Below are 26,014 nucleotides of genomic sequence, written 5' to 3'. Positions count from 1 at the left end.
ATATAGTTGTGAAGCGAAGCGCGTCCGGTAACCTGTGATGGCTCGTTGCAACAGCAACGGCATTTTTTTGTAATTCAGGTTCGCAATGCCGAGTTTGCTTCCCTCTCAGGTGGTGTCGATCATCGACGACGACGAATCGGTTCGTCTCGCCACCGCTAATCTTCTTCGCTCGTTCGGCGTGCAAAGCCGCACGTTCATATCAGTGGAAGCGTTTCTCGCGTCCGGATACCTCGATCACACCGCATGCGTGATCTCGGACATGCAGATGCCCGGCATGAGCGGCATCGACTTGCAGACCGCGTTGCGCGAGCGGCAATTGCCGATTCCGATGGTGTTCATCACCGCGTTTCCCGATCATGAACTGCGCAGCGTCGCCGAAGCGAATGGTGCAACCTGCTTTCTGACGAAGCCCGTCGACGGCGAAACGATTCTTGCGTGCATCGATCGCGCAATCAATCGCCGAGGCTGCAGCGGCCACTAGATTCGCACGCCCGGCGTCACATGCGCGACATGCATGAGATGCGACACGTCTAACGCGGCGCGCCGGCACTATACATTGGTATAAACACATCGCCTTCGCATCGACGCAAGCATTGCATTGCCATGAGTGCCTGTCGCACAGGTCGGGTATCGTTATAGCGTGCTACACGCAGCGCGACGGCTTTAACGCTGCGAGATACACGATCGACTGCTGCAAGTCGAAATGCTCGAACGTGAGACCGAGCCCCGCCAGCACCAGCATGCCGACCGCCACGCCCTGCCAGATCGGCGCCATCGTCACGAGCAGCATCATGACCGCGACGCACGCAACGCCCGCGAGCCCAACGTGATAGTAGCGATAGCGATTGATCCTGCGCTCCATACGCGCAGCCTCCTGCTTGACCGAGAAGCTGTCGCGCACGTGCAGCATCGTGCCTGCGCCTGACGTATCGCGAACCGCAAGCGTCGCGCACGAACCGCCGCCGGCCAGCGCGATCACCATCAGCATGACGGACAGGCCGCGCATGAACGCGTCGCCGAACCACAGCATCGCCACAGCCGCGACGAAGATCAGCAGCGCGACGATCGAACCGATCGTGCCGACAAAGCGCTGCGCGTGAAAGTAAGCGTTAATCGCGGATTCGAGCGTCTCATAGGTGTACATGCGCCGTGCTCCGAAAATGCAAACGGCCGCGAAACAGGCGCGCCAGGCTCGCGCCTGGATAGCGTGCATCGCGTATCGATGTTTGTCGTTGAGATGGGCCGGAAAGAATGGTCGGTTGTCCAGAAGGACAGCGACGCGTATCCGGTTCGTTATTTGGACCGGCTATAACGTGCGCTCCGGATGCGCGCGAGTCGTGCAGCGCCCGCGGCGTTTGAACCACGATCTGATTCGATGTACCGATCGATTCATGCAATCTCCGTTTCGTTGTGGTTTTCTGCGCATGATCGGCGCGCTTTCTACCTTCAGGGCGCGTACACACGAAAAATCTTCCAGGTGGCCGAACGATTGCCGTCGCTTCGCTTGCGAAGCAAGCGAACGAAGCCCGAACCGCGCGATGCTCACGCGGACTGATCGAGTAGACTGGCGGGCATATCGAACACGGACATCGGACATAAAAACGCAGTGGACCAAACCCGTGCCCTGACGCTCTTTCTCGCGGTCGTGCGCGCCGGCAGCTTCAGCCGCGCCGCGGTCGAAGCCGGCCTCACGCCGCAGGCGATGAGCAAGGCGGTCCGCCAGCTCGAAGCGCATCTGAACGTGCGCCTGCTGCATCGAACCACACGCAAGCTCAGCATGACCGACGAAGGTTCGCGTCTGTTCGAACTGGCCGACCCCGGCATGCGCATGCTCGACGACGCCGTCGAGCAGGTCCACGCGAGCCGAGAAGCGGCGGGCGGCACGATACGCGTCGTCGCGCCGCCGTCGCTGGGCGGCAAGCTGCTCGTGCCGCTGATTCGCGACTATCAGCTGCAGCACCCGTCCGCGCGCTTCGATGTGTTGCTCGACGATCGCTTCACCGACCTCGTCGAAGCACGCGTCGACGTCGGCTTTCGTGTCGGCACCTCGGCCGAGCGCAACGTGGTCGCGCGCAAACTGCGCGAAGTGCGGCTCGTGATCTGCGCATCGCCCGCGTATATCGAGGCAAACGGCAAGCCGGCTTCGCTTGCGCAATTGCTCAAGCACCGTTGCACGGGTTTTCGCCACCCGAATACCGGCAAGACCATGCTATGGGAATTGCAGAAAGGCAACGAAATCGTTTACCAGGAAGTGCCCGCGGTCGCGACGTTCAACGATGTCGCCACCGAAGTCGAAGCGGTGCGCAACGGAATCGGCATCGGGCAACTCGCGACTTACATGATCGAGCAGGACCTGAAAGACGGCACGCTGATGCCGCTTTTGCCGCAGCTATCCACTGCGCGTCTGAGCATCTTCATGTACTACCCGCAGCGTACGCAGATGCCGGCGCGCGTGCGGCGCTTCGTCGATTTCGTGATCGAGGCGAGCCGCCGTTGAGGTGGTTCGAAAGCACTTGCGGCTCGCACGCACACCGCGTTATTATTGAGCCCGAACTCATTTATCAACCTGCTTAACCCCACGGCGCGTTTCCGCATGGCCCGACCGAGAAGCGAAGACAAGCGCAATGCCATTCTTGCCGCCGCGATCGAAGTGATCGCTGAGCAAGGGCTCGGTGCGCCCACCTCGCGTATCGCGAAGCTTGCGGGCGTCGCGGAAGGCACGCTGTTTACGTACTTCGACACCAAGGACGATCTGCTCAACCAGATTTACCTCGAACTGAAGGCCGAGATGCGCGAGGTGATGATGGCGCAGTATCCGAAGGCAGGTAGCCTGCAAGCGCGCGCACGCCATATATGGCAGCGCTTTGTCGAATGGGGCGTGGCGCACCCGGCGAAGCGGCGCGCGCTCGCACAGTTGTCGGTGTCGGAGCGCGTTTCCGAACAGGCGAAGACGGCCGGCATGCAGGCGTTCGCGGACGTCAATCTGCTCGTGCAGGAAAGCATTGCGAAGGGCGTGCTGCGCGATCACCCGCCCGCGTTTATTTCGGCCATCATGAGCGCGCTCGCGGAAACCACGATGGAATTCATGACACGCGACCCCGCTCACGCGGAACGCTATCGCAACGCCGGCTTCGAGGCGTTCTGGAATGCGATTTCGAAGTGAGTTTTTTGGGACTTTTAGTTGAGTGAGTACACATTCATATGAGGTTGACACTCCCGCCATGAGAATCCTGATATTCGGCGCGACCGGCATGGTCGGCCAGGGTGTGCTGCGCGAATGCCTGCGCGCACCCGACGTGCAGTATGTGCAGACCGTCGGCCGCGCGCCGACCGGCCAGCTCGACCCGCGGCTCTACGATCTCGTGCATCGCGACTTCACCGACTTCCGTTCGATCGAAGGATCGCTGCGCGGCTTCGATGCGTGTTTCTTTTGCCTCGGCATCTCGTCGGTGGGCATGAGCGAAGCGGACTATACGCGTATCACCTACGACTTCACGATGGCCGCCGCACAAACGCTCGCGCGCCTGAATCCGCGCATGACCTTCGTGTTCGTATCGGGCGCGAGCACCGACAGCACCGAGCAAGGCCGCACGATGTGGGCGCGCGTCAAGGGCCGCACCGAGAACGCGCTGCGTCGTTTGCCGTTCAAGGCCGTGTATCTGATGCGCCCCGGTGTGATTCAGCCTTTGCACGGAATTCGCTCGAAGACACGCCTCTACCGCGCGATCTACGCATTGCTCACGCCGCTGCTCACACCGTTGCGCGTGCTGCTACCGAACCTCGTGCTGTCGACGCAGGACATCGGCCTCGCGATGCTCACGCTGGCGCGCGAAGGCGCGCCGCAACCCGTGCTCGAGACGCGCGATATTCGCGAGCTGAGCCGGCACGCAGTGGAGGCGGTGGTCGCGTAGCGTGGTCGTCTCGCAGCTGGCGGCGGACACAGGTAGGCGCAGGCAGCCGCCGAGCAGCCGTGCGACCACCCGCGGGATGCGAACGCCCGCGCAAGCAAGAGCAGGAGCACAAGCACGGCCACATGCCGTCACATAACAAAGCGCGGTGCTACCATCGATCCACATCGAGCACGCCTCTCCCGCCCCGCCCTGACCGATAGAATCCGATGCCCGCTCAAGCCGTCGAAGCCACCAGCACTCGCGCCAGCAGCCCATCACCTGAACCGATCGAACAGCGCGTATTCCGCGCGGGCCATCTTTCGATCGGCCTGACGCTGCCGATGCTGCCGGCCGGGCAGATCGTCGCGGACTTCAACGAACAGATTGCCCTCGCCCAACATGCGGATGCCCTCGGCTATCGCGCATTGTGGGTCCGCGATGTGCCGCTCAATAGCGCCGACTATGCGGACCCGGTCGGACATCTGGACCCGTGGGTGCTGCTTGGCGCGCTCGCGGCAAATACGACCCGCATTGCGCTTGTGAGCGGCGCGATCGTGTTGACGCTGCGTCATCCGCTGCATATCGCGAAGGGCGCGATCTCCGTGCAGGCCTTATCGCGCGGCCGCTTTATTCTGGGCCTCGGCTCCGGCGACCGTCCGCCTGAATACGCAGCATTCGGTGCTGACGGCGACGCGCGCCGCGAATTGTATAAGCGCCATTGGGAAACGGTCGCGGCCGCGGTCGGCTCCGCATCGCGCGTGATTCCGGACCAGGCACCCGACGGCGCGCCCGAATTCATGCTGCTGCCGCAGCCGCCGCGGCCCGTGTCGCTGCTCGCGGTCGGCTCGGGCGGGCAAAGCGTCGACTGGATCGCGCGTCATTCGATCGGCTGGATGACCTACCATCGCGAGCCCGACGCGCAGCAGGCACGCCACAGCATGTGGCGCGCGGCCGTCGAACGAGCGGCGCCCGGCGAGTTCCGCGCATTCGGCGCAGCGCTGCGACTCGAACTCAGCGACGATCCCGACGAAGCCGCGACGCCGGTCGCGCTCGGCTACCGCGCGGGGCGGCATGCACTCGCGGCGCTATTGCGCGCGATGCGCGCGCACGGCACACATCATGTGTCGCTGAATCTGCCTTCGTCGCCGCGGCCGCCGCGCGAAGTAATCGAAGAACTCGCGGAATTTGTGCTGCCCGAGTTTCATACGGAAGGCTAACGCGCGAGAACTCGCCTCGAGCCACGGTGTTGCTAAACCGTCTGCCCCACCATCGCTGGCGAGTGCTCGCCGCCGAAACTCAGGCCGCCCACGTCCGCGCGAGTATTCGAAGCACGCGATCGGCACTGAAAGAACTCACGCCGTCCGCCACAACTTCGCCAGCGGCCCGTCCCGCCCCGTCAACGGGTCCGACGCCGGAAACACGACCTGCCGCATCGCCTGCAACTGCGCCGCGGATAAACCGACACGGCTGATACCGATATCTTCATCGGGCGGATACGCGCCGACCACGAGAAAATCCGCGCTCGCTTCGAGCTTGCAATGACCGGTGCCCGCCGGCAGCACGACGACATCGCCCGCATTCACTTGCACCTCGCGCCCGATCGGGTCGGGACCGCCGAGCACAAGCCGCGCGCTGCCGCCCGCGAAACCGAGCACCTCATGCGTCGACGGATGGAAATGGTGAAAGCTGTAAATGCCGTTGCGCCATTGCGGCGGCCAGCCGTTGCGCGCGAACGCCTGCTCGAACGACGCCGCGGGGTCGCTGCCCGAAATCGGCACGGCCGCACGATAAACGAGCACCGGCAAGCGCTGATTATTCGGAATCCAGCCGTTGGGTTCGAAGCTCAACGTTTCGGGCTGCACGGGAGGCGTAGACAAAGACGCGTCGCCCGACGCATCGCTCGCCGCGCGACTCAACGCAGCCGGCAACAAACCGCCGGCGAGCCCACGCGCGGCGATCGCGGCGCTGACGCGCCGGCGCTTCGTGTTGGTCATTCGAAGCTCTCCATGATGATCGATCAGGACGGTTCAGCTTAGACGAAAAATATCGGGGCCATCGCTCACGCGGGCAGACATTCCGGCATACATCATGCTTGAAGCATCGCTTCGTGCGATTCGTGCACAGCGATCGCACGCTTTCACTATTCTTGAACTGGCATCCGATCCGCGCGCTTCGCCCGCGCATTTGCCCGCTTTTGCCTCTCGACATCATGCGACAACAGCACTCGCAACCAGACGACGTTCAGCGGATCGGCCACGCGACGCGCCCGCGGCGCACCGACACACAAACGACATGACCCAACTCTCCTACGACACGGCAAGCGCCCGAAGTGCAGCCGACGATGCAGCCGAACACGTCGACCCCGCCCGCCTGACCGACGCGATCGATGCGCTCGCAACGATCGGTGCGCGCAGCGACGGCGGCGTCGACCGCCCCGCGCTTTCGGCGCTCGACTTCAGCGCGCGGCGCGGCCTGATCGAACGCGCGCAAGCACTCGGCTGCACGGTCTCGACCGACGCCTGCGCGAACCTGTTTTTCCGCCGCGCGGGCAACGAAGACTTGCCGCCCGTGATGACCGGCAGCCATATCGACACGCAACCGACCGGCGGCCGGCTCGACGGCGCGTACGGTGTGCTGGCCGGATTCGAATGCCTCGCCGCGCTGGCCGATGCAAATATCCGCACGCGCCGCCCGCTCGAAGTCGCGATCTGGACCAACGAGGAAGGCTCGCGCTTTCAGCCCGGCGCGATGGGCTCGAGCACCTTCGTCGACCCGTCGCGGCTCGAGGGCTTCCGCACGGTCAGCGACGCGGCCGGCGTCACGTTCGGCGCGACGCTCGATGCGCATCGCAGCGCGTTTCCCACGCTCGCCACACGTGCACCGGGCGCCGTCCACGCATTTATCGAACTGCACATCGAACAGGGGCCGCTGCTCGAAATGGCTGGAACGCCACTTGGCGTGGTAACCGGTATTCAGGGCGTGCGCTGGCATTCGATCCGCTGCACCGGTGCGGCCGCACATGCGGGCACGACGCCGATGGCGGTGCGCCGCGACGCGATGACGCTCGCCGTGCGCGTGCGCGGCGCGATCGAAGCATTCGCGCTCGAACTCGGCGGCGACGCGGCGCGGATCACCTTCGGCAGTTGGCATATCGAGCCGAACTCGATCAACACGATTCCGTCGGCGGTCACGTTCACGGTCGACTTCCGTCATCCGGAGCCCGCAGTGCTCGCGCGCTTTGACGCAGCGCTCGCGGAGTGCATCGCGCAGCACGGCGCCGACGTGCATCTCGAACCGCTATTCGAGCATCCGCCTGTGCATTTCGCCGATTCCGCAATTTCGCGCGTGCGCGCGGCCTGCGATGCGTTAGGCGTGCGCTCGCAGCCGATCGTTTCCGGTGCGTTTCACGACGCGCTGCATCTGGCGAAGCAATGCGCGACCGCGATGATCTTCGTGCCGAGCCGCGACGGCATCAGTCACAACCCGCTCGAGGCAACCGATGACGAACACCTCGTGCTGGGCACGCGCGCGCTCGCACATTGCCTCGTCGAACTTTGCAACGAAGCGCCTTGATAACACCACCCGCGCCACAAGCCGCCCACTGATTCACTGATACACACACGCTCTTCGAACCGGACACCACCCGCACCAAGGAACCCGCGATGACCACCACGACCCTGACCGCTACCGAGACCCCAACGCAAGCGCAATCCCACACGCACACGCATGACGACAACGGCACGGCGCTCGGCGAAAACGCCACGCTGCATGAGCCGATTTCCGCCGACGGCACGCCCGAGCCGGGCCGCACCTACACGGTTCCCGCGCGCTGCGGCCGCGCGGTGCGCGTGAAAGCGGGCCAAACGATCCGCGTGACGAACACGCACGGCACACAGGTCTGCGATACGTGGATCTTCAACGCCGCGCATCTGAACGAGTTTCTGTCGTTCGAGCACACGCGCGCCTATATCGACAAGGTGATTCCGCAGGTGGGCGATCCGCTTGTGACGAACCAGCGCCGCCCGATCGCGGAACTGACCGCCGACACATCGCCGGGTGTGCACGACACGCTGATCGCCGCCTGCGACCTGCACCGCTACAAGAACCTCGGCGTAACCGGCTATCACGACAATTGCGCGGACAATATGCGGCTCGCGCTCAAGGCAATCGGCCTGCGCGCACGCGAAGTGCCGCAACCGTTCAACCTGTGGATGAATATTCCGGTGAAGTCCGATTACTCGATCGAATGGCTGCCGGCCGTGTCGAAGGCCGGCGACTACGTCGATATCAAGGCCGCGATGGATTGCGTGTTTGTGTTTTCCGCATGTCCGCAAGATATCGTGCCGATCAACGCGTTGCATCCGGTGGAAGTGGAATTCGCGGTGCTCGCATAACGTAGCCGCGTGCGCACTTAACCGCGTGGCTGCGTTATCGCTGAGCCGCGCGGGTGCTTTCCACTCAATCAATCCTGCGGCAACCGGAACGGCACCACGCTGTTCGCGTTGTTCGCCTCGACGAGCCGGATCAGCTGCAGCATAAACAGATCGCGCTCGTCGGGCGGCAAATGCTCGATCGTGCGGTCGTGCGCGCGCTGCACGGCGGGCGCCATCTTCGCGACGAGGCGCTTGCCCTGGCGCGTCAGCTTGACCAGCTTCACGCGCCGGTCGTAGTCGGCCTGGCGGCGCTCGATCAGCCCGCGCCCTTCGAGACGCGGCATGACCTCGGCCACGCTCGAACGCTCGAGCCCGATTTCGATCGCGAGCGAGTTCTGATCGATCTCGCCGAGCGCGTCGAGCGCCGTGAGCAGGCTGTATTGCACGGGCGTCACATCGAATTGCGCCGTTTCCTCGGCAAACAGAAAGCCGTGAATCTGATGCATGCGGCGAATCAGAAAGCCGGGCCGGCTAAACAGCGGCGAGCGCGCCTGCCATGCCTCAAGTGCTTCGCGCACCGAGCGCGAATCGGTTTCATCGTTGATCGTAGTCGACATTGATTTCTGTCCTGGCAAACTCGCTGGAAAACCCACTGGCAAATCCACTGACAGACTCGCCGGAAAAACCACTGGCAAACCCGCCGCCCGCGCACTCGCGAACGCACAGCCGCGCAACGCAAACGCGGCACACGGATGCGCTGCATTCTAGCGAATCCGCGCGCCCGAATAAATACTCGGGGTACACCACACAATTCACCATAATCATGCGCAGCGCCTTGATCCGGTGCGCGACCGCACCATGCAGGCGTCGAGAGCAGGCCGGCAGCATGCCGAAGCATCTCCATGCAAATGCCGCGCGGACCCTCGAACACCGCATGACGTTGCGGCTATTCAGGTACTTCTCCCGTCCCTCGCGGAAACCGGCATGGTATTTGCGGTACACCACGCATTTCCCCACCCAGCCAACCAGCCCGATATCCGCTATGACCCAGGTTCTACTGAAAGGCGGCCGAGTGATCGATCCCGCAGCCGGTCTCGACGCGACACTCGACATTCTTGTCGACGGCCCGCGCATTGCCGCGATCGGCCCCAACCTCGCCGCCACTGCGCCGATTGCCGAAATCATCGACTGCAAGGACCGGCTCGTGCTGCCGGGCCTGATCGATACGCACGCGCACGTCTATCAGTATGTGACCGGACGCTTCGGGCTCAACGCCGATATGTGCGGCGTGCGCTCGGGGGTTACGACGCTCGTCGATCAGGGCGGCCCGAGTTGCATCACGATTCCGGGGTTTCGCAGCTTTATCGCCGAACCGTCGAAAACGCGCGTGCTCGCGTTTATTTCCGCGTATATCGTCGGCGGGCTCGAAGGGCACTACTACCCCGAGCTTTACCGCCCCGAATGTCTCGATGCGTCCGCGACCGTGAAAGCCGCGCAGGCGAACGCGGACCTCGTAAAAGGCGTAAAGGCGCACGCCGAAATAGGCGGCTTTGCGCGCTGGGGCCTCAACGTCATGAAGATCGCATCGCAGATCGGCCGCGATGCGCAACTGCCCGTGTATATCCATTTCGGGCAGCTATGGCCAAAGCCTGAAAGCGGCAGCCTGCCCGTCAATCCGGATTCGATCTTCAATCAGGTCGTCGAAACGCTGAAGCCCGGCGATATCCTCGCGCACCCGTTCAGCCGGCATCCGGGCGGCTTCGTCGAAGAAAACGGCAAGCTGCATCCGCTCGTGCCCGAAGCGATCGCGCGTGGGCTGAAAGTGGACGTCGGCCACGGCTCGCACTTCAGCTTGAAAACCGCGCGCATCGTGCTCGACGCGGGCGTCGTACCCGACACGCTCGGCGCCGATATGCACGGCTACAACACGCACGTGCCGGCGCCCGCGGGCACGCCCGATAGCCACCCGGACGAAGAACACTCGTTTCTCGGTCGCACGCAGTTCAGTCTCGTCAGTGCGATGACGAGCATGCTCGCGCTCGGCCTGCCGCTCGACCACGTCGTGCGGATGGTGACGTCGAACGCGGCGCGCATGGTCGGCATGGAAGGCGAGCTCGGTACCCTGAAAGTGGGCGGCGTGGCCGACATCAGCGTGCTCGAAGACCGCCGCGGCCGCTGGGTGCTCGAAGACAACGAAGGCACGCAGATCGTTACCGACCGGATGCTGACACCGGTGCTCTGCGTGCGCGACGGCGTGCGCTACGACGCGAACTCGCCGAGCCTGCCGCTCGCCCGGGCCGCTTAAGCGCCAGCGGTTTTCGCGTTAACACGGCTTTAAACACATCACGCCGCAAGGAACACCACAGATGATCAAACGACCCGTCAGGCAACCGTCCGACCGCCCGCAAGGCATCGGCGCGTCGCTCGAGCGCAAGGAAGACGCGCGCTTCATGCACGGGCGCGGCGAATACGTCGGCAATATCCGCATGGTCGGCATGCTCGATGTCGCGTTCGTGCGCAGTCCGATTGCGCACGGCCATATCGTCGGCATCGAAAAACCCGCGGGCTTCGAGCACGCGGTTTATACGCATGCCGATCTCGACGGCGTGCAACCGATTGTCGCCAACTCGGGGCTGCCGGGCTTCAAGTCGTCGGAGCAGCCCGTTCTCGCGCACGGCAAGGTTCGTCAGGTAGGCGAAATGATCGCGATGTGCGTCGCCGCCACGCGCGCCGAAGCCGAAGATATCGCCGCGCAGGTGTTCGTGGACTTCGAGGAATTGCCCGCGGTCGTCGATATGCTCGATGCGCGCCGCGAAGGCTCGGCGCTCGTGCACGAGCATTGGGGCGACAACGTGTTCCTCGAAACCTTCGTCGACACACACACAAAAACCGCCCCCGAGACGGCGATCGACCTCGACGGAATCCGCCGCACCGCGCCGATCCGCGTACAGCGCAAGCTGCGCACCTCGCGCCAGAGCATGGCGCCGATGGAAGGCCGCGGCGTCGTTGCGCACTGGGACAGGCGGCTCGCGCAACTGATCGTCCACACCTCGGCGCAGATGCCGCATATCACGCGCACGGGTCTCGCACAGTGTCTCGATCTCGACGAAGGCCAGGTGCGCGTCATCGCGCCCGACGTGGGCGGCGGCTTCGGTTACAAAGGCATTCTGCTGCCTGAAGAAGTGTGCTGCGGCTGGCTCGCGATGCAGCTCGAGCGGCCGATCCGCTGGATCGAAGATCGCCGCGAGCAACTGACCGCGAACGCAAATTGCCGCGAGCACGACTACGACATCACCGCGTATGCGGACCGCGACGGGCGTCTCATCGCCGTCGAATGCGAAGCGACCGTCGATTCGGGTGCCTACTCGTCGTATCCGTTTTCCGCGTGCCTCGAAGCGGCGCAAGTCGGCAGCATTCTGCCGGGCCCGTACAAGATGGACCGCTATCGCTGCCGCACATGGTCGGTCGCGACGAACAAGCCGCCGATTCTGCCGTATCGGGGTGTCGCGCGCACGGGCGTCTGCTATGCGATTGAAACGATGATGGACACGATCGCGGTGGCCGCCGGCCTGGAGCCGCATGAAGTGCGGCTGCGCAATCTCGTCGAGCCGCACGAAATGCCGTTCGACAACATCACGAACAAGCATTTCGATAGCGGGGACTATCCGGAAGCGGTGCGCCGCGCGGTCGCCGCCATCGATCTGCCCGCGGTGCGCGCGCGGCAGCGGCGCGGCGAAGCGGACGGGCGCCGGATCGGCTTCGGCATCGCGGTGTTCTGCGAACAGGGCGCGCACGGCACCTCCGTTTATCACGGCTGGGGCATCCCGATGGTGCCGGGCCGCGAGCCCGCCGTGCTGCGCCTGACGCCCGACGGCGTGCTCGAAGTGCGCGCGGGCGTCCACTCGCACGGCCAGAGCATGGAGACGACGCTCGCGCAGATCGCGCACGACGTGCTCGGCATCGATACGGAGCGCGTGCGCATCGTGCTCGGCGACACCGGCGTCACGCCCTACTCGACCGGCACCTGGGGCTCGCGCTCGATCGTGATGGCGGGCGGCGCGGTCGGACAGGCAGCGAAAGAGCTCAGGCAACGCCTGCTGAAGATCGGCGCATGGCTGCTGAAAACGCCGGTGGAAGATGTGAGCTGGCAGCACGGCGCCGTGGTCAGTCCCAATGGCGCAACGTGCGCGCTCGAGCAGATCGCGCACACGTGGTACCTCAAACCGCAACTGCTACCGCCCGACGTCGATCCGCGCGGACTCGAAGTCGCGACCTCGTATCAGGCGAAGCGCGATACCGGCACCTTCAGCTATGCGTGCCATGCGGTCGTCGTGGCGGTCGATACCGCGCTCGGGCTCACGGAAATTCTCGACTATGTAATCGTCGAAGACGGCGGCGTGCTGATCAATCCGATGGTCGTCGACGGCCAGGTGTACGGCGGCGCCGCGCAAGGCATCGGCACCGCGCTCTACGAAGCGATGCCGTACAGCGAAGACGGCCAGCCGCTCGCATCGACGCTCGCCGACTATCTGCTGCCCGGCGCGACCGAGGTGCCGCCGATCCGCATCGAACATATGGAAACGCCGGCTCCCTATACCGAGTTCGGCCAGAAAGGCATCGGCGAATCGGGCGCAATCGGCTCGACCGCCGCGCTGGCGAATGCGGTCAACGATGCGCTGCGACCCCTGGGCGCCGAAGTCACGCGCCTGCCGCTCTCGCCGCGCGCCGTGCTCGAAGCGATCGCGCGAGCGGGCGCAGCGCACCACAATGCCGCGAAAGGAGTGACCGCATGAAAGCCGCCGTATTCGACTACGAAAAGCCGCAGGACTACGACGACGCGGTACGCCTCGTTGCAGCCAGCGCCGGCATGGCGAAATTCGTCGCCGGCAGTCAGTCGCTCGGCCCGATGATGAACCTGCGTTTCGCGCAGCCGGAGCAGCTTGTCGATGTGCGCGGCATTGCCGCGTTGCGCGCATGCCGCGACGAAGGCGCGCACGGCGTACTGGGAGCGGGCATTACGCACGCGCAAATCGAAGACCGCGCAGTCGACGACTACACGCAAGGCCTGATGCCCCACGTTGCGCGCGGCATCGCCTATCGCGCGGTGCGCAATCGCGGCACGCTCGGCGGCAGTCTCGCGCATGCCGACCCGGCCGCGGACTGGATCAATGTGATGTGCGGACTCGATGCGGATTTCCTTGTCGCGGGCGCGCAAGGCGAGCGCGTCGTCAAAAGCGCCGACTGGATGTCCGGCGCGTTCACGACCGCGCTCGAACCCGACGAGTTGCTGACCGGCGTGCGCATCCGGAAGCTGATGGCTAACGCACGCTGGAGCTACTACAAGTTCAACCGCAAGCCCGGTGAATTCGCGGAAGCGATCGCGCTCTTTATCGACGATCCGGCGGCCGGCGTGTGCCGCGCGGTGATCGGCGCGCTCGACGGCCCGCCTCACCTGATCGCAGACGCACGCGCCTTGATCGACGCTCCAACGCCCACCGCACTCGAACCGCATCTGCTCGACGCGGGCCTCGAATCGGGCAGCTACGAATACCAGGTACATCGCGTCGCGCTCGAACGCGCGGCCGCGACGCTCCGCACTCAAGGCACTCAAGGCAAAGGCAGGAACCCGCAATGAACGACGCGCCCAAAAAGCCGCTGCAACTGACCGTCAACCAGATGCCGGTCGCCGCATTCGTCGAACCGCGCACGAATCTCGCCGACTTCCTGCGCGAAACGCAAGGGCTGACCGGCACGAATATCGGCTGCGAACAGGGCGTGTGCGGCGCCTGCACGGTGCAGGTCGACGGCGCGCCGGCCCGCTCGTGCATCACGCCGGCTATCGCCTGCGCGGGGGCGCAGGTGCGCACGATCGAAGGCTTCGACGACGATGCCCTGATGAACGAGCTGCGCGCCGCGTTTTCCGCCGAGCATGCGCTGCAGTGCGGCTATTGCACGCCGGGCATGCTCGTGACCGCGCGCGACATCGTGACCCGCCTGCCTGACGCCGACGATGCGCGCGTGCGTTACGAACTCGCGGGCAATCTGTGCCGCTGCACGGGCTATGTCGGCATCGTCCGCGCGATTCGGCGCGTGCTCGATGCGCGCCGTGCCGCGGGCGCGCAGCCGGTGGCGCATGCCGCGGCGATGGCCTCGGCCGGCGCGGTCTGAGTGCCCCTCGGACACGCCGCGGCCACGCTTCGGTTCGCCACATAAGCCGCCTTTTAATCCTTGACGCTCGCGAGACGCAATGGAAATCGAACAAAGCTTTACCGTCGCCTATCCGCTTGACGACGTGTGGACCTCGTTTCACGACACGTCCGGCATCGTCGCGTGCCTGCCTGGCGCGTCGCTAACCGCACCGCCCGAAAACGGCGCGCTCAAGCTCGCGATGACCGTCAAGCTCGGCCCGATCGTCGCGAGCTTCGCGGGCGACGGAGAAATGACGCTCGACGAAACCGGCCGGCGCGGCAGCGTCAGCGGCGGCGGTGTCGATCGCAAGAGCGCATCGCGCGTGAAAGGCGTGGCCGCGTTTGCCTTGCATGCGATGTCGCCGGCCGAAACGCGCGTGGACGTGAAGGTCGATTACACGATTGCCGGCACGCTCGCGCAGTTTTCTCGCGGCGGCATCGTGAAGGAACTCGCGACGCGTCTAACGGATGCATTTGCGCAGAATCTGAAAGCGAAGCTCGACGCACGGCAGCATGCAGTCGGACAAAACGAAGCGCAAAGCGAAGTGCAAGGCAAGGCGCTAAACGAAGCGCAGAACGAAGCGCCGGATGCAACCACGCCCTCGCCCACCACATTGAAACAGGCGCACGTCGAAGACACGCTCAGCGCGCGGACATCGGGAGACACTGAGACTCGCACAATGCAGGCCGCGGACACGCCGAACGCGAGTACAACGGGTGCTATGAGCACGATGAGCGCAATGGGTACAACAGCGGCTTCCGCGCCTTCGATTCGCGCCGCAACTCCGTCTGCCGAGCCTCCCGTCAGTGCCCCACTCGACCTCGGCAATCTGTTCTGGAAAATGCTGTGGTCGCGCATTCGCGGCTGGCTGCGTCCCGGCGTGAGTTCACGATGACCGCGATAAACAACGAAGCGCCTCGTAACCCAAACGCAAACGCAGATACAGACACGCGCGTGAATTCACCCGCCCTCGCAACGCAGCAAGCCCTCGCCCGCCTATACGCCGTGCGCCCGCATTGGCGCGCCGTCGCCTGCGCGCGCGATGCCGTCGGCCTGCCGGACTTCACGCTGCTGCATGCCGGCCCGCCCTATACGGACCCTTGCAATCCAGCGCCACCGGTCCTTTCATCGGCGGTGCTGTGCTGCCTCTACGAAAAATGGGCGACGACCGAAGCGCAAGCCGAGCAACTGATCGCAACCGGCCAGGTGAAACTGCTCAGCGCGCAATCGTTCGGCGTGGTGACACCGCTTGCCGCCGTGGTGTCGCCATCGTCGACGCTCGTCGAAGTGGTGGATGCAAACGCGTCGCCCACCGCGCGCCGCGCCTGGTCGCTGACCGGCAGCGGCGCGGGCCCGCAAATCCGCTTCGGCAGCCGCAACCCGCAAGTGCTTGCGCGGCTCGCATGGCGCGACACCGTGCTCGCAAGCGAGCTTGCCGCGGCCCTCGAGCGCGCGGGTCCGATCGATCTGTTCCCGCTCGCGGCCGCGGGCCTCGCAGCCGGCGACGACCTGCACGCACGCACGACGTCGGCCACCGCGGCGTTGCGGGCGCAACTATCGCCGTTTATCGACGAACCGTCCGTTGCCGCGATGCTCGCCGATACGCCGCTCTTTTTTCTGACGCTGTGGATGGCTGCGTGTCATCTGATGATGTCGGCAGCAGCGCACGGCGATAACGAAAGCGCTGACACCGACGCAGCGTCAACGCTCGTCATCGCGCTGGCCGGCAACGGCCGCGAAGTCGGCGTGCGCCTCGCCGGTCAGCCGGACGTGTGGACTACATGTCCGGCCGCGGCACCCGCCGGGCCGCGCCTCGACACGGTCGCCGCGCACATCGCCGCCGCACCGCTGACCGGCGACAGCGGCGTGATCGACGCAGCCGGCTTCGGCGCGCACGCCTTCGTACTGGCACCCGAACCCGCAACCGCATTCGCCGCATGGTTGCCCGCCGGCTGGCGCGATTCGCAACCGACCGTGCTCACCGGCCAGCATCCGGCCTTCGATGCCAGATTGCATGGCGTGCTCGATGCCGCCGCCGTCGTGCGGCGAAGCGTCGAACCGCTGGCCGCAATCGCGATGATCGGCGCCGACGGACGCACGGGCCTTATCGGCCGCGGCGTGTATGCGGCGCCCGTCGCGTTGTTCAAGGCCGCGCTGCAGGCACGCTGACGCCGCGTCGCAAGCTGTATACATGTGCCGTCTTTTCTTGCGAAACTGAACGTCCGGATCACCACGCATCGCACTTACTCGTTTTCCCTATGCTGATCAACGACCCCGCCACCTACGCTGCCGTCAGCGCCGCGTTCGACGCGTACGAGACCGCGCTCACCACCAACGATGTCGCGATGCTCGACACGCTGTTCTGGAACAGCCCGCATACACTGCGTTATGGAGCAACCGAGAATCTGCACGGATATGACGAAATTCGCGCATTTCGCGCGCGTCGGCCAGGCGCCAATCTGATGCGCACCGTCGTCGACCGTTCGATTACGACATTTGGGCACGACTACGCTGTCGCGAACATCACGTTCACGCGCGCAGGCGAAGCGCGCATCGGGCGACAGTCGCAGACCTGGGTGAAGATCGATCACGAATGGCGTGTCGTCGCCGCGCACGTCAGCTGGATGGACAAATGAACCAGAACACGCTGCTCGAACCGGGCTTTAACGGAGCCTTCGTCCGCGACGGCTTCAACGCATTGCCCGCGCCCGTCGCGATCGAGGTCGCCGTGCATCTCGCCGCGCAGCCAGCATCGCATGTGGCCGCGCTCGCCGGTCAGCGGCTCGCGGTCAAGGATGTGTACGATATCGAAGGCCTGCGCGCCGGCGGCGGCAATCCGACCTGGGCCGACGCACAGCCCGTCGCCACGTCAACCGCGCTTGCCGTGCGCGCGCTGCTCGAAGAAGGCGCGCAATGGGTCGGCAAGACCGTCACCGACGAACTCACCTACAGCCTCGCCGGCATCAACGTCCACTACGGCACGCCGCGCAATCCGGCGAGCCCGGCGCGCATACCGGGCGGGTCGTCGTCGGGCTCGGCCGTCGCGGTCGCGGCCGGTTTCGCGGACATAGGCCTCGGCACCGACTGCGGCGGCTCGATCCGGCTGCCCGCCAGCTATTGCGGTATCTGGGGCATCCGGCCCACGCACGGCCGCATCGCCGCCAATGGATGCTTCGCGCTCGCGCACAGCTTCGATACAGTCGGCTGGTTCGCACGCGACGGCGCATTGCTTGCCGATGTCTTCAACGTGCTCGCGCAGACCGACACGCAAACCCTGCCCGAACGCGTGATGCTGTGCCTGCCCGACGACATCGTCACGCTGCTGCATATGCGCGTGCGCACCGCATTCGCCACCGCATTCGACACCTTGTCGGAGCGCTTCGAAATGAGCCTGCTCTCGTCGGCGAGCCTCAAACCCGAAACATGGGCGCAAAGCTTTCGCGTGCTGCAGGCGGCCGAGATCGCGCAACAGCATGGCGCATGGGCGATGCGACATCTCGACAGCTTCGGCGCCGATATCCGCCAACGCCTGCAGGCCGCGGTCACGATCCACCCCGCCCAGGTGCACGATGCGCAACGCGTGCGCGTCGATGCGATCCGCGCACTCGCGCGCGTCTTCGAGGAACCCGATACCTATATCGTGATGCCGACGCTGCCATGGATCTCACCGCTGATCGGCACGTCGGGCGCGGAAGTGGACGAAGTGCGCGTGCGCTCGCAGCAGATGCTGTGCATCGCGGGGCTCGCCGGGTTGCCGCAGGTGAGCCTGCCGTGGACATCGTTCGACGGCGCGCCGCTCGGGCTCTCGGTGATCGGTGCGCATGGCGACGACGAAGGCGTGCTCGCCGTCGCGCAAGCCGTGCATGACGCGCTGGCGAGCGCGCAACCGGACGCTTAGGACCTAAGACTCAGCGCGGGGCCCGTCACGCATCGTCTGCCGCGCCGCCATGCTTGCGCTCGCGCCTGATCGGCGTGCGGCTCAGTTCGTTGTTCGTATCGACGAGCCGCACGAGGTACGCCATAAACTGCTTGCGATCTTTCGGCGGCAGCGCGGCCAGCGTGCGTTCATGCGCGCGCTCGACGCCAACCTCGAGCCGCGCAAGCAGCGCGCGGCCCACATCGGTCAGCTCCGCGACTTTCTTGCGCTTGTCGGTACGCGAACCGCGCCGCTGGATAAAGCGCCGCTCGGCAAGCCGCGCGATCACATCGGCGGTATTCGCGCGATCGAGCCCGACCGCGTTCGACAAGGCAATCTGCTCGGATGGCCCCATCTGATCGAGCGCCGTGAGGATGCTGTATTGCACCGGCGTGATCCCTTCCGGCGCGCATTCCTCGATAAACAGCGCGACGTGAATCTGATGCAAACGGCGGATCAGAAAACCGGGCCGCGCGTCGAGCGTGGTGTGCCGCCATTCCGACGGATCGGTGGCGTCCGCGTCGGTATGCGCCGGCGCCGCGACCCTGGCGCGCGCTGCTTGCGCCGGTTTAGCGGCAGTCCGTTTGCCGGGCGCGCGAACGGTCATTGCGCGCAACCTTTTGTGCCGTGGTGGATCGCCTCGATCATCATCCGATCTCCTCTCGTTCGCGATTTCGTCAGTACACATCGTATCAGGAAGAAATGCTTCCGGTTGCGGACTGTCGCGCTGCGTTTGCAAGTGCTGCGATTGCTCCGATTTGCTTTTGAAGGCATACGCGCCATCAGCGAACGTCATTCGCTTTTCCCGTCCAAACAAGTGCAAAACACGTAGTACTGCGTGCATTCCGGCGATGCTTTGGTGCGTCGTGCCGTTTCCCTATTCGCGGTCAAGACGCTCCTTGCACGCGCACGCCGCAGCCGCGCGTCGCTAACGCGGAAATACTCATCACTGGCATGTCATTTGCATCGACGCGACAGAACTCGTAAGTGTGCAAACAAATATCGCTGTCTCGTACCGACAACGCAGCGACGACCCAGCGACAACTTATCGACCGCCGCATCCAAACCGCAAAGGGGAATGACATGCCGTCCCGCTTCACATCCCGCTTCACGTCCAGCTTCACCGCCGTTACCGCCATCGCCACGCGACCGCACGCATCCGCCCGGCGCGCCGTCGTCCTGACGCTGTTCGCGGCGCTCGCCGCCTCGAGTCTCGGGCTCGGCTTCGCGAAGCCCGCCCACGCGGCCGGCGCCGACGACATCAAGGCACGCGGCTATCTGACGGTCGCGACCGAAGACGACTTCAAGCCGTTCGAATTCGTCGACGACGGCAAGCCGACCGGCTACGACAACGAGATGCTCGCGCTTGTGAAGAAGAAGCTGCCGGTCGAGGTGCGCCAGCAGATCATGCCGTGGCCCGGCATTCTGCCCGGCGTGACGACGGGCAAGTACGACATGGCGGTGACCGCGGTGCTCGTCACGCCTGAGCGCAAGAACACCTTCGACTTCACGACGCCGCTCGTCGAATCGACGACGTACTACGCAACGAAGAAAGGCTCGAGCATCAAATCGGGCGACGACCTCGTGGGCAAGGTGGTCGGCGTGCAGACCGGCAGCGCGATGCTGGCCGACCTGAAGGCCTACGACGAAGCCCTCAAAAAGAAGCATGGCGGCCAGGGCATCAAGCAGATCGTCGAATACCAGTCGTATCCGGAGGCTTATCAGGATCTCGGCGTGGGCCGGCTCGATGCGGTCGCGAACACGCAGATCAATCTGAACTCGCTGATCAAGACGCGCCCCGACAATTTCGCACTCGGCCAGGCGCTCGGCCAGCCCGTCTACATTGCGTGGGCCGTGAAGAAAGGCAATACGGCCGCACTGCAGATGATCAACGCCGTGTTGTTCGATCTGCGCAAGAGCGGCGAAATGTACGCGATGCAGAAGAAGTGGTTCGGCGCGAGCTTCGAGTCGATGCCGCAGTCGATCAACTGATTCCGTAGACGAGCCCGCCTGATGACCGCCTTCGACTATTGGAGCATCACGCGCGGCGCGCTGTCGACAATCTCGCTGTCGCTCGCGAGCATTGTGCTCGGCGTGCCGCTCGGCCTCGCGCTCGCGCTGATCCGCTGGGCGCGCGTGCCGGTGCTCGACCGCGCGGTGTATTCGTACGTCAGCATCGTCCGCTCGTGCCCGACCGTCACGCTCACGCTGCTGATCTTTTTCGCGCTGCCGCAGTTCGGTCTGTCGCTCGACCCGGTGCCCGCGGCCATCGTCGCGCTGACGATCAGCACGTCCGCGTTCAATTGCGAAGTATGGCGCAGCGCGCTGATCGAGTTTCCGCGCGATCAGTACGACGCGGCGCTGTCGTTCGCGATGCCGCGGCTCACCCGCATGCGCCGCATCGTGCTGCCGCAGGTCTGGCGCGCGAGCCTGCCGGGCCTCGTCAACGAGATGACGCTGCAGATCAAATCGACGCCGGCCGTCGCTGTGATCGGCATTGTGGAAATCACGCGTGCGGCGCTGCGCGTGGGTTCGAACACGTACGAGCCGCTGCCGCCCTTCGTGTTCGCGCTCGTGCTGTACGGTGTGATTGTCTATGTATTGTTGCGCGTGCAACGAAGCATCGAATCACGTATGCGGCAAGGAGAAGCCGCATGATTCACGACTTCGCGACCATCTGGGCGCAGCGCGCCGACGTGCTGTCGGGCCTGCTGAACACCGTGATTCTGCTGGTGTCGTCGGCGCTCGCGTCGCTCGTGCTCGGCGCTCTGTTGACGCCGATGCTGATGTCGAAGCGCAAGCCGATCGCGCGCGCGGCGACGGCTTACGTCGATGCGATGCGCTGCGCCCCGTTCCTGCTGTTCGTCTATCTGATCTATTTCGGTTTGCCGACGCTAGGCATCAGCTTGTCGAACTGGTGGGCCGGCGCGATCGCGCTGATTCTGTACAACACGGCCTATATGGCCGAACTGCTGCGCGGCGCATGGCACGAACTGCCCGTCACGCTGATCGAATCGGGCAAGGCCTACGGCTTTTCCGGTTTCACGCTGCTGCGCCGGATCATCCTGCCGCCGATCTTCCTGCGTGCGATGCCGATGATCGGCAACCAGATTATTCAGATCGTGAAGGACAGCGCGTTTCTAACTGTCATCGCCGTCAACGAACTTACACATGAAATGACCGGCATCCAGTCGACCTACTTCATTCCGTTCGCGGCCTTCGTCACGGCCGTGCTGCTTTACTGGTGCGTATGCCTCGCAATCGAGGCCGGCACCGGTGCATTAAACAAACTTGCCGAGGAACGCCGCGCGTGAACTCCCCTACCGCTTCGTGGGCTGCCGCTAAAACCATGCAAACCCTGCACGATGCCACGCTTGCCGCGCAAGATGACGCACGCCCCGTCGTGATGCTAAGCGGCATCTCGAAGTCGTTCGGCAGCAATCTCGTGTTGCGCGACGTATCGCTGCAAGTCGCGCAAGGCGAAACGATCTGCCTGCTGGGGCCATCCGGCTGCGGCAAGTCCACCCTGCTTCGCTGCATCAACTGGCTCGAAACGCCCGATGCGGGCAGCGTGCATATTTCCGGCAAACGCATGGGCGTGCGCGACAACACGCGCATCAAGATGAGCGATGCGGACCTCGCCGGGATGCGCGCGAAGATCGGCATGGTGTTCCAGCATTTCGCGTTGTGGCCGCATCTGACCGTGCTCGAAAATGTGATGGAAGCGCCGCTCCACGTGTTGAAACGCGACCGCGCGAGCGTGCGCGCGGAAGCCGAAGCGCTGCTCGCGCGCGTCGGCCTCGCCGAAAAGCGCGATCAGTTTCCGTCGCGGCTGTCGGGCGGCCAGAAGCAGCGCGTCGGCATCGCGCGGGCGCTGGCGATGAAACCCGACGTACTGCTGTTCGACGAACCGACCAGCGCACTCGACCCGGAACTCGTCGGCGAAGTGCTGGCCGTGATGAAATCGCTAGCCGCCGAAGGCGCGACGATGATCATCGTCACGCACGAAATGGAATTCGCGCGCCAGGTCGCGACGCGCGTGGTGTTTATGGACGGCGGGCAGGTTGTCGAGAGCGCGCCGCCCGAACAGTTTTTCGGCGCGCCGAAGTCACCGCGCGCGCAGCAGTTTCTCGCGCGCTTCAACAAAGGCTGAGCTCAATCGGCGCGCTGCGGCACGCCGTGGCTAGGCTTTAGCGACGCGACGGCGATCCTCGCGAGGTGGAAATAAAGCCGCCGGTCGAGGCCGTAGCGGTAGGCATACAGATGCGTCAACGCGACCCGCAGCGCGCGCAGCGGCGCGCCGTTCTTCGAGTAAATCGACACGACGATCGGCACCATGCGCCGCAAGGCGATGCGGCGCGCGGGCTCGAGCGGCGGCGGCAACGCCAGGTGCACGAGAAAATCGTAGGCCAGCATCGTTGCCGCGCCGAGCGACGCGCGCGTCGCGGTCGTGATCGACACGCCGGTCTTCCGGTAATACGACACGTACTCCTTGAGGTAGTACACGCCGCGCGCCGCGAGACATACTTCCGTGCCGAACACGTACTCGCAGCCGAGACCGTAACGCTCCTTGTAGCTGATGCGTTTGACCAGATCGGCGTTCGCCATCCAGCCGTTATTCGGCAACATCTGGATCACGCCGGTGCGTCCCGGCAGACGTTGCAGGCCCTGCGCCGCTGCGGTACGGAAATACGCGACATTGAGCCGCGCGCTGCCTTCGATATCGATCTTGCCAGCCTCGTCCACCTCGTACTGATCGCCGAACGCCACGTCGATACCGGGGCTCAGGGTCCATGCACGCAGCAGCCGGTCCACACAGTCGTGTGCGAGATAGTCGTCGTCGTGAATCAGTACGATCTTGTCGCCGGTCGCGCGCGCGAACAGGCTCGCGATATTGCGCGGCTGCTTCAGCGATGGCTCGTGCTTCCGGTAACGGATGCGCGGCTCGTTCGCATAGCGCGTTTCGATCAGCGCTTTGGTGCGGTCGTCTTTCGAATCGTCGCCGATCAACACTTCGATATTCGGGTACGTCTGCGAAAGACACGAATCGAGGCACTGGACGATAAGATCCGGACGCTGATACGTCGGCAGGCAAATGGAGACTTTGGTTTCCGTTGTCATACGAAGTGACTCTCCTGTAGGGACGCACTCGTGCCCGACGCTTCACTGTCGAACAATCTGACGCGAGGACTCACGGCCGGACTCACCGCGCGCGAGCGAACCTGTTGCGGCGTTCGGCTCGCCGGGAGCGGAAATTGCAGGCGGAAGCCGCGCATTGCCTCGAAACCGCACGGCGCATTCACGCACGCAAATGCCCGGAAATCCGGAATGTCCGGAAAGGCGCCATCTGTTGATGGCCTGAAAGTAGTACGTGATTGATCGCGTGGCGAATTAGTTCCGAACACGGAAACAAGTCGCCGCGAAGTCGCTGCGCAAGCGCTGGGCCTGCGTAGCGAAGGGACGCGATGAATTGCGATGCTGAATCGCGATGAGAACCGCGATGCGGAAGCGGGATGGGACCCGCGATGATGACTTGGGATGAGAAGCGCGCGGGCCTGCACCCGCGCAGCGCGATTACTTCCGGTCGACGATGATCTGGTCGAAGGTACCGCCGTCGGCGAAATGCACCTTTTGCGCGTTCTGCCAGTTGCCGAATACCTGCTCGATCGTGAAAGTCTTGATAGGCTTGAACTCGCTGGCGTGCTTAGCGAGCACGGTCGGATCGGTCGGACGCAGATGGTGCTTCGCCATGATTTCCTGGCCGGCGGGCGAATACAGGAAGTCGACGAACGCCTGCGCCTCCTTGCGCGTGCCGCGCTTGTCGACCACCTTGTCGACCACCGCAACGGGCGGCGCCGCAAGAATGCTCATCGACGGATACACGACATCGAAGCCGCCGCCGCCCACACCGCTATCGATCAGCGACACCTCGTTTTCGAAGGTCACGAGCACATCGCCGATGCCGCGCTGCGTGAAGGTGGTGGTCGCGCCGCGTCCGCCCGTATCGAGCACCGGCACATTGCGGAAGATCGCTTTCTCGAAGTCGAGCGCCTGCGCGTCGGTCGCGCCATGCAGCTTCTTGTAGCCCCACGCGGCCAGATACGAATAGCGGCCATTGCCGGCCGTCTTCGGATTCGGAATCACGACCTGCACGCCGGGTTTCGCGAGATCGTCCCAATCCTGAATGTGCTTCGGATTGCCCTTGCGCACGAGGAACACCATCGTCGTCGTATACGGCGCGCTGTCGTGCGGCAAGAGTGTGCGCCAGTTCTCGGGCAGCAGATGACCCTGCTGCGCGAGCAGATCGATATCGTTCTGCTGGTTCATCGTGACGACGTCGGCCGGCAGGCCCTGCAGCACCGACAACGCCTGCGCGCTCGACGCGCCGTGCGACTGGCGCACGTTGACGGTCTCGCCGGTCTTCTGCTTGTATTCGGCGGTGAAGGCCGGGTCGATGTCCTTATAGAGTTCGCGCGCCACGTCGTACGACACGTTGAGCAGCGTCGTATCCGCATGCGCCGCTTGCGGTGCGCCTTGCCACAGTGCCAGTGCCGCGGCCGCCGCAAGCGCGAAGCGCGCGGCGGCGAGCGGACGTGCTTGAGCCGTCTTGCCAGTCATTTTTTCTCCGTTGAGGGTCGCTCTATTGACAAATACAAACCGGCGAATGCTCGCGGACGGCTGCACAGCGTGCAGCCGTCCGCAACCGATATCAAAGCCGCCGGCCCGCTATTATTCGCGAAGCCGCTTACGGATGTTGAGAAAGCGGCATTCCCTCGGTGCCCGCATAGAACACGATCAGCGTAACCGGACTATCACCGGTTACACCGCGATGAACGCTGCCCACCGTTTCGGGCAAGACCTGCCCGGCTTTAACCGTCTGTTTCTCGCCGTCCTTCTTTTCGACGGTGATCTCGCCCGACACGACATAGCCCGCGTTCGGCATCGGATGCGTATGCCATGGCAGCACCGAATGCGCGGGAATCTCGATCTTCAGCACCGACAGTTGCGGCGAACCCGACGGATAGCCCTTGTAGGGCGTGCCGTCCCACGACTTGGTGGTTTTGAGCAGGGTTTCGACCTTGATGCCCGATGAAGCCTGCTGCGGGGCCTGCTGCGCCGGCTGTTGCGCGAAGGCCGCGCCGGCGAAGGCGATGCCGAGGCCGGCGCCGAGCGCGGCGAGCGAGCCGCGCACCAACGCGCGGCGGCGCTGCGCCGGCTGGCGCACAGCAGGATGGTCGAACTGGCCGAAACGGTCTGAATTGAAAAAACGGGCACGGGCCGCGGCGTTGGCTTGCATGATTTCGTTCACTCCTTGATGGCGGACAAGGCGGCCCGACTAACATCGGCATCGGGCTCGACGTCGAGCCAACCGATGTTATTCGAAACCGCGCAATCAATGGAACGCCTGGCACGGACTGTTCATTCCCTGCATTGCCGCCGCCGGATGGAGCGAAACGGGAAACCAGGCGTTGCCTGTTTGACGAAGCGTCTTAACTGACCCTAACGAAACCTGCGCAACCTGGCGGACCTGGAAATCGCTAACACAAGCAGTGACCGGTTCAATCCGCACCGCTTGATGAACGGGCGGATGACCGGGTTTGCTCGGGCCTGGCGTTGCGCCATTTCAATTTTTGATTATGCGAGCG

At 64.4% G+C, this 26,014-nt stretch carries 27 protein-coding genes; 19 read left to right on the top strand and 8 right to left on the bottom strand.

Annotated features, from left to right (window positions below; all coding sequences use genetic code 11):
* Positions 1-85: 85 nt before the first annotated feature.
* A complete protein-coding gene (locus KZJ38_RS29395) occupies positions 86-481 on the top strand; it encodes a response regulator transcription factor (protein WP_219800599.1) in 396 nt (131 codons plus the stop codon).
* 162 nt (positions 482-643) lie between these two features.
* Here the strand turns inward: KZJ38_RS29395 and KZJ38_RS29390 are convergent, their stop codons facing one another.
* Positions 644-1,144 (bottom strand): hypothetical protein, encoded by a 501-nt coding sequence (locus KZJ38_RS29390; RefSeq protein ID WP_219800598.1) that lies wholly within the window; start codon positions 1,142-1,144, stop codon positions 644-646.
* Between the two features lie 462 nt (positions 1,145-1,606).
* Between KZJ38_RS29390 and KZJ38_RS29385 the strand changes: the two genes are divergently transcribed.
* From KZJ38_RS29385 to KZJ38_RS29370, 4 genes are all read left to right on the top strand, one after another.
* Positions 1,607-2,497, top strand: a complete 891-nt coding sequence (locus tag KZJ38_RS29385) for a LysR family transcriptional regulator (RefSeq protein ID WP_219800597.1) — start codon at positions 1,607-1,609, stop codon at positions 2,495-2,497.
* 96 nt (positions 2,498-2,593) lie between these two features.
* Positions 2,594-3,163, top strand: coding sequence for a TetR/AcrR family transcriptional regulator (locus KZJ38_RS29380; protein ID WP_219800596.1), 570 nt, complete (start codon positions 2,594-2,596; stop codon positions 3,161-3,163).
* A gap of 58 nt (positions 3,164-3,221) precedes the next feature.
* Complete coding sequence (locus KZJ38_RS29375) at positions 3,222-3,911, top strand: NAD-dependent epimerase/dehydratase family protein (RefSeq protein WP_219800595.1); 690 nt, start codon at positions 3,222-3,224, stop codon at positions 3,909-3,911.
* Positions 3,912-4,117: 206 nt separating this feature from the next.
* Positions 4,118-5,107, top strand: a complete 990-nt coding sequence (locus tag KZJ38_RS29370) for a TIGR03571 family LLM class oxidoreductase (RefSeq protein WP_219800594.1) — start codon at positions 4,118-4,120, stop codon at positions 5,105-5,107.
* Positions 5,108-5,242: 135 nt separating this feature from the next.
* On the opposite strand, the gene KZJ38_RS29365 is transcribed toward KZJ38_RS29370, so the two are convergent.
* Positions 5,243-5,884, bottom strand: a complete 642-nt coding sequence (locus tag KZJ38_RS29365; protein WP_246641829.1) for a cupin — start codon at positions 5,882-5,884, stop codon at positions 5,243-5,245.
* 298 nt (positions 5,885-6,182) lie between these two features.
* On the opposite strand from KZJ38_RS29365, the gene KZJ38_RS29360 reads away from it, so the two are divergent.
* Positions 6,183-7,463, top strand: coding sequence for a M20 family metallo-hydrolase (locus KZJ38_RS29360; RefSeq protein WP_219800593.1), 1,281 nt, complete (start codon positions 6,183-6,185; stop codon positions 7,461-7,463).
* An 89-nt stretch (positions 7,464-7,552) separates the two neighbouring features.
* Complete coding sequence (locus KZJ38_RS29355) at positions 7,553-8,284, top strand: DUF1989 domain-containing protein (RefSeq protein WP_219800592.1); 732 nt, start codon at positions 7,553-7,555, stop codon at positions 8,282-8,284.
* 68 nt (positions 8,285-8,352) lie between these two features.
* Here KZJ38_RS29355 and KZJ38_RS29350 read toward each other — a convergent pair whose 3' ends face one another.
* Positions 8,353-8,880, bottom strand: coding sequence for a MarR family winged helix-turn-helix transcriptional regulator (locus KZJ38_RS29350; protein ID WP_219800591.1), 528 nt, complete (start codon positions 8,878-8,880; stop codon positions 8,353-8,355).
* Positions 8,858-9,265, bottom strand: a complete 408-nt coding sequence (locus KZJ38_RS29345; protein ID WP_219800590.1) for a hypothetical protein — start codon at positions 9,263-9,265, stop codon at positions 8,858-8,860. Before KZJ38_RS29345 ends, KZJ38_RS29350 begins: the two co-directional genes overlap by 23 nt.
* Before the next feature lie 40 nt (positions 9,266-9,305).
* Here KZJ38_RS29345 and KZJ38_RS29340 point away from each other — a divergent pair, with 40 nt between their 5' ends.
* The 8 genes from KZJ38_RS29340 (at position 9,306) to KZJ38_RS29305 (ending at position 18,350) form a co-directional block, all read left to right on the top strand.
* On the top strand, positions 9,306-10,568 hold the full coding sequence (locus KZJ38_RS29340) for an amidohydrolase/deacetylase family metallohydrolase (RefSeq protein ID WP_219800589.1): 1,263 nt from the start codon (positions 9,306-9,308) through the stop codon (positions 10,566-10,568).
* A 61-nt stretch (positions 10,569-10,629) separates the two neighbouring features.
* Complete coding sequence (locus KZJ38_RS29335; protein WP_219800588.1) at positions 10,630-13,056, top strand: xanthine dehydrogenase family protein molybdopterin-binding subunit; 2,427 nt, start codon at positions 10,630-10,632, stop codon at positions 13,054-13,056.
* Positions 13,053-13,898 (top strand): FAD binding domain-containing protein, encoded by an 846-nt coding sequence (locus KZJ38_RS29330; protein WP_219800587.1) that lies wholly within the window; start codon positions 13,053-13,055, stop codon positions 13,896-13,898. The genes KZJ38_RS29335 and KZJ38_RS29330 overlap by 4 nt, the downstream gene beginning before the upstream one ends.
* Positions 13,895-14,431, top strand: a complete 537-nt coding sequence (locus tag KZJ38_RS29325) for a (2Fe-2S)-binding protein (protein ID WP_219800586.1) — start codon at positions 13,895-13,897, stop codon at positions 14,429-14,431. The genes KZJ38_RS29330 and KZJ38_RS29325 overlap by 4 nt, the downstream gene beginning before the upstream one ends.
* 79 nt (positions 14,432-14,510) lie before the next feature.
* Entirely contained in the window at positions 14,511-15,347 is an 837-nt protein-coding gene (locus KZJ38_RS29320) for an SRPBCC family protein (RefSeq protein WP_219800585.1), read from the top strand.
* Positions 15,348-15,406: 59 nt separating this feature from the next.
* Positions 15,407-16,621, top strand: a complete 1,215-nt coding sequence (locus KZJ38_RS29315; protein ID WP_246641828.1) for an oxamate carbamoyltransferase subunit AllG family protein — start codon at positions 15,407-15,409, stop codon at positions 16,619-16,621.
* 89 nt (positions 16,622-16,710) lie between these two features.
* Positions 16,711-17,088: an oxalurate catabolism protein HpxZ gene (gene hpxZ / locus KZJ38_RS29310; protein ID WP_219800583.1), complete on the top strand. Its 378-nt coding sequence runs from the start codon at positions 16,711-16,713 to the stop codon at positions 17,086-17,088.
* Positions 17,085-18,350, top strand: coding sequence for an amidase (locus tag KZJ38_RS29305; protein WP_219800582.1), 1,266 nt, complete (start codon positions 17,085-17,087; stop codon positions 18,348-18,350). The genes hpxZ and KZJ38_RS29305 overlap by 4 nt, the downstream gene beginning before the upstream one ends.
* Positions 18,351-18,375: 25 nt before the next feature.
* Here the strand turns inward: KZJ38_RS29305 and KZJ38_RS29300 are convergent, their stop codons facing one another.
* Positions 18,376-18,975, bottom strand: coding sequence for a MarR family winged helix-turn-helix transcriptional regulator (locus KZJ38_RS29300; RefSeq protein WP_219803553.1), 600 nt, complete (start codon positions 18,973-18,975; stop codon positions 18,376-18,378).
* 476 nt (positions 18,976-19,451) lie between these two features.
* Between KZJ38_RS29300 and KZJ38_RS29295 the strand changes: the two genes are divergently transcribed.
* Genes KZJ38_RS29295 through KZJ38_RS29280 form a run of 4 tightly spaced genes read left to right on the top strand, consistent with a single transcriptional unit; the run spans position 19,452 to position 22,521 of the window.
* Positions 19,452-20,360, top strand: coding sequence for a transporter substrate-binding domain-containing protein (locus KZJ38_RS29295; RefSeq protein WP_219803552.1), 909 nt, complete (start codon positions 19,452-19,454; stop codon positions 20,358-20,360).
* A 21-nt stretch (positions 20,361-20,381) separates the two neighbouring features.
* Complete coding sequence (locus KZJ38_RS29290) at positions 20,382-21,026, top strand: amino acid ABC transporter permease (RefSeq protein ID WP_219803551.1); 645 nt, start codon at positions 20,382-20,384, stop codon at positions 21,024-21,026.
* Positions 21,023-21,682 carry an amino acid ABC transporter permease gene (locus KZJ38_RS29285; protein ID WP_219803550.1) on the top strand — a complete coding sequence of 220 codons (660 nt, stop codon included), beginning with the start codon at positions 21,023-21,025 and terminating at the stop codon, positions 21,680-21,682. The genes KZJ38_RS29290 and KZJ38_RS29285 overlap by 4 nt, the downstream gene beginning before the upstream one ends.
* A gap of 35 nt (positions 21,683-21,717) precedes the next feature.
* The gene (locus KZJ38_RS29280; RefSeq protein ID WP_219803700.1) at positions 21,718-22,521 is read left to right on the top strand and encodes an amino acid ABC transporter ATP-binding protein; all 804 of its coding nucleotides are present in this window, start codon (positions 21,718-21,720) and stop codon (positions 22,519-22,521) included.
* Positions 22,522-22,523: 2 nt separating this feature from the next.
* Here the strand turns inward: KZJ38_RS29280 and KZJ38_RS29275 are convergent, their stop codons facing one another.
* From KZJ38_RS29275 to KZJ38_RS29265, 3 genes are all read right to left on the bottom strand, one after another.
* Complete coding sequence (locus KZJ38_RS29275; RefSeq protein ID WP_219803549.1) at positions 22,524-23,489, bottom strand: glycosyltransferase family 2 protein; 966 nt, start codon at positions 23,487-23,489, stop codon at positions 22,524-22,526.
* Positions 23,490-23,942: 453 nt separating this feature from the next.
* Positions 23,943-24,986 (bottom strand): sulfate ABC transporter substrate-binding protein, encoded by a 1,044-nt coding sequence (locus KZJ38_RS29270; protein ID WP_219803548.1) that lies wholly within the window; start codon positions 24,984-24,986, stop codon positions 23,943-23,945.
* A 127-nt stretch (positions 24,987-25,113) separates the two neighbouring features.
* Positions 25,114-25,665, bottom strand: a complete 552-nt coding sequence (locus KZJ38_RS29265) for a cupin domain-containing protein (RefSeq protein WP_219803547.1) — start codon at positions 25,663-25,665, stop codon at positions 25,114-25,116.
* Positions 25,666-26,014: the final 349 nt, after the last annotated feature.

Source organism: Paraburkholderia edwinii, assembly GCF_019428685.1.
GTDB classification, from domain to species: Bacteria; Pseudomonadota; Gammaproteobacteria; order Burkholderiales; family Burkholderiaceae; genus Paraburkholderia; species Paraburkholderia edwinii.
The sequence above is the reverse complement of the archived record's forward strand: the minus strand, read 5'-3'. Positions and strand labels throughout refer to the sequence as shown.

Bases quoted from the DNA above. Each gene is read 5' to 3' on its own strand.
- KZJ38_RS29325 (WP_219800586.1), top strand. From the start codon at position 13,895: ATGAACGACGCGCCCAAAAAGCCGCTGCAACTGACCGTCAACCAGATG.
- KZJ38_RS29350 (WP_219800591.1), bottom strand. From the start codon at position 8,880: ATGTCGACTACGATCAACGATGAAACCGATTCGCGCTCGGTGCGCGAA.
- KZJ38_RS29275 (WP_219803549.1), bottom strand. From the start codon at position 23,489: ATGACAACGGAAACCAAAGTCTCCATTTGCCTGCCGACGTATCAGCGT.
- KZJ38_RS29270 (WP_219803548.1), bottom strand. From the start codon at position 24,986: ATGACTGGCAAGACGGCTCAAGCACGTCCGCTCGCCGCCGCGCGCTTC.
- KZJ38_RS29375 (WP_219800595.1), top strand. From the start codon at position 3,222: ATGAGAATCCTGATATTCGGCGCGACCGGCATGGTCGGCCAGGGTGTG.
- KZJ38_RS29290 (WP_219803551.1), top strand. From the start codon at position 20,382: ATGACCGCCTTCGACTATTGGAGCATCACGCGCGGCGCGCTGTCGACA.
- KZJ38_RS29300 (WP_219803553.1), bottom strand. From the start codon at position 18,975: ATGACCGTTCGCGCGCCCGGCAAACGGACTGCCGCTAAACCGGCGCAA.
- KZJ38_RS29360 (WP_219800593.1), top strand. From the start codon at position 6,183: ATGACCCAACTCTCCTACGACACGGCAAGCGCCCGAAGTGCAGCCGAC.
- KZJ38_RS29370 (WP_219800594.1), top strand. From the start codon at position 4,118: ATGCCCGCTCAAGCCGTCGAAGCCACCAGCACTCGCGCCAGCAGCCCA.
- KZJ38_RS29320 (WP_219800585.1), top strand. From the start codon at position 14,511: ATGGAAATCGAACAAAGCTTTACCGTCGCCTATCCGCTTGACGACGTG.
- KZJ38_RS29285 (WP_219803550.1), top strand. From the start codon at position 21,023: ATGATTCACGACTTCGCGACCATCTGGGCGCAGCGCGCCGACGTGCTG.
- KZJ38_RS29280 (WP_219803700.1), top strand. From the start codon at position 21,718: ATGCAAACCCTGCACGATGCCACGCTTGCCGCGCAAGATGACGCACGC.
- KZJ38_RS29340 (WP_219800589.1), top strand. From the start codon at position 9,306: ATGACCCAGGTTCTACTGAAAGGCGGCCGAGTGATCGATCCCGCAGCC.
- KZJ38_RS29380 (WP_219800596.1), top strand. From the start codon at position 2,594: ATGGCCCGACCGAGAAGCGAAGACAAGCGCAATGCCATTCTTGCCGCC.
- KZJ38_RS29395 (WP_219800599.1), top strand. From the start codon at position 86: ATGCCGAGTTTGCTTCCCTCTCAGGTGGTGTCGATCATCGACGACGAC.
- KZJ38_RS29335 (WP_219800588.1), top strand. From the start codon at position 10,630: ATGATCAAACGACCCGTCAGGCAACCGTCCGACCGCCCGCAAGGCATC.
- hpxZ (WP_219800583.1), top strand. From the start codon at position 16,711: ATGCTGATCAACGACCCCGCCACCTACGCTGCCGTCAGCGCCGCGTTC.
- KZJ38_RS29355 (WP_219800592.1), top strand. From the start codon at position 7,553: ATGACCACCACGACCCTGACCGCTACCGAGACCCCAACGCAAGCGCAA.
- KZJ38_RS29265 (WP_219803547.1), bottom strand. From the start codon at position 25,665: ATGCAAGCCAACGCCGCGGCCCGTGCCCGTTTTTTCAATTCAGACCGT.
- KZJ38_RS29330 (WP_219800587.1), top strand. From the start codon at position 13,053: ATGAAAGCCGCCGTATTCGACTACGAAAAGCCGCAGGACTACGACGAC.
- KZJ38_RS29295 (WP_219803552.1), top strand. From the start codon at position 19,452: ATGCCGTCCCGCTTCACATCCCGCTTCACGTCCAGCTTCACCGCCGTT.
- KZJ38_RS29305 (WP_219800582.1), top strand. From the start codon at position 17,085: ATGAACCAGAACACGCTGCTCGAACCGGGCTTTAACGGAGCCTTCGTC.
- KZJ38_RS29390 (WP_219800598.1), bottom strand. From the start codon at position 1,144: ATGTACACCTATGAGACGCTCGAATCCGCGATTAACGCTTACTTTCAC.
- KZJ38_RS29365 (WP_246641829.1), bottom strand. From the start codon at position 5,884: ATGACCAACACGAAGCGCCGGCGCGTCAGCGCCGCGATCGCCGCGCGT.